Annotated in this window: 1 protein-coding gene; it reads right to left on the bottom strand. The window is 43.6% G+C overall.

All coding sequences use genetic code 11. The annotated features are described in order from the left end of the window. On the bottom strand, positions 1-2,296 hold a 2,296-nt coding region (locus IEV57_RS19190; RefSeq protein ID WP_188444651.1), incomplete at both ends, for a CLIPPER-2 domain-containing protein.

Genomic DNA, 2,296 nt, shown 5'->3' on the forward strand with positions numbered 1-2,296 from the left:
TCTTCACCTTGAGTGCTCGCTACGTTTACGATTGAGCCGTTGTCAATATCAGCCTGTGTTACTGTATAAGTGTAGTCTCTGCTTACTGACTGACCTGGAAGTAGTGTTCCTACATTCTCAGATACATTCAACATCGCATCTACCAACATCACATCTGTCAAGGTTGTATTACCTGTATTCGTTACCGTCAACGTGTAAACTACTTCCTCGCCTGCTGCTGTTACTTGCGACTTATTCGCTGACTTCGCTATTGTGATCGCTGAATTTTGATCAACGTCTACCGTTACTGTTGCCTCGTCACCTGGCGTGTCTCCGTTTGGATCTTCACCTTGAGTGCTCGCTACGTTTACGATTGAGCCGTTGTCAATGTCAGCCTGTGTTACTGTATAAGTATAGTCTCTGCTTACTGACTGACCTGGAAGTAGGGTGCCTACATTCTCAGATACATTCAACATCGCATCTACCAACATCACATCTGCCAAGGTTGTGTTACCTGTATTCGTTACCGTCAACGTGTAAACTACTTCCTCGCCTGCTGCTGTTACTTGCGACTTATTCGCTGACTTCGCTATTGTGATCGCTGAATTTTGATCAACGTCTACCGTTACTGTTGCCTCGTCACCTGGCGTGTCTCCGTTTGGATCTTCACCTTGAGTGCTCGCTACGTTTACTATTGAGCCGTTGTCAATGTCAGACTGAGTTACTGTGTAAGTGTAGTCTCTGCTTACTGACTGTCCCGGAAGTAGTGTTCCTACATTCTCAGATACATTCAACATCGCATCCACGATCACAACATTAGTCAATGTTGTATTTCCAGTGTTCGTCGCTGTCAAGGTGTAAACTACTTGCTCTCCAGCTGCTGTTACTGTTGACTTATCTGCTGACTTAGTCAAGCTGATTGTATTTCTCTGATCAACTGGTACCGTTACTGTTGCATCGTCTCCTGGCGTATCTCCGTTTGGATCTTCGCTTGTTACTGTTGCTACGTTCACGATAGAACCGTTGTCAATATCAGACTGAGTCACAGTGTAAGTGTAGTCTCTGCTTACTGACTGACCTGGAAGTAATGTTCCTACATTCTCAGATACATTCAACATCGCATCCACGATCACAACGTTAGTCAATGTTGTATTTCCAGTGTTCGTCGCTGTCAAGGTGTAAACTACTTGCTCTCCAGCTGCTGTTACTACTGTTTTGTTAGCTGATTTTTCTAAGCTGATTGTATTTCTCTGATCAACTGGCACCGTTACTGTTGCATCATCTCCAGGCTTGCCTCCTTTTGGATCTTTGCTTGTTACTGTTGCTACGTTCACGATAGAACCGTTGTCAATATCAGACTGAGTCACTGTGTAAGTAAAGTCTCTGCTTACTGATTGACCTGGAAGTATTGTTCCTACATTCTCAGATACTCCTAGCATCGCATCTACAATCACTACGTTAGTCAATGTTGTGTTTCCAGTGTTCGTTGCTGTCAAGGTGTAAACTACTTCCTCTCCAGCTGCTGTAACTACTGTTTTGTTAGCCGATTTTTCTAAGCTGATTGTATTTCTCTGATCAACTGGCACCGTTACTGTTGCATCGTCTTCTGGCTTGTCTCCTGTTGGATCCTCACTTGTTACTGTGGCTACGTTTACTATCGAACCGTTATCAATGTCAGACTGAGTTACTTCATAAGTATAGTTGAAGCTCACTGTTGCGCCTGGTGCCAATGTTCCCACTGTCTCAGTTACTCCCAACATCGTATCTTCTATCACTACATCTGTCAAAGTCGTATTACCTGTATTCGTTAACGTCAACGTGTAAACTACTTCCTCTCCTGCTGCTGTTACTACTGTTTTGTTAGCCGATTTTTCTAAGCTGATCGTATTTCTCTGATCAACTGGAACCGTTACTGTTGCATCGTCACCTGGCGTATCTCCGTTTGGATCTTCGCTTGTTACTGTGGCTAAGTTTACTATCGAACCGTTATCAATGTCAGACTGAGTTACTTCATAAGTATAGTTGAAGCTCGCTGTTGCGCCTGGTGCCAATGTTCCCACTGTCTCAGTTACTCCCAACATCGTATCTTCTATCACTACATCTGTCAAAGTAGTGTTACCTGTATTCGTTACCGTCAACGTGTAAACCACTTCCTCGTCTGCTACTGTTACTACTGTTTTATTAGCTGATTTTTCTAAGCTGATTGTATTTCTCTGATCAGCTGTTACCGTCTCAGTTGCTTCTTCGTTGAAATCCTCACCATCGTAAGTATAGTCTGCTGTTGCTGTGTTAACAACACTTCCTGAATTCAGGTCTC

The sequence above is a fragment of the Belliella aquatica genome, from assembly GCF_014637795.1.
Lineage (GTDB): Bacteria > Bacteroidota > Bacteroidia > Cytophagales > Cyclobacteriaceae > Belliella > Belliella aquatica.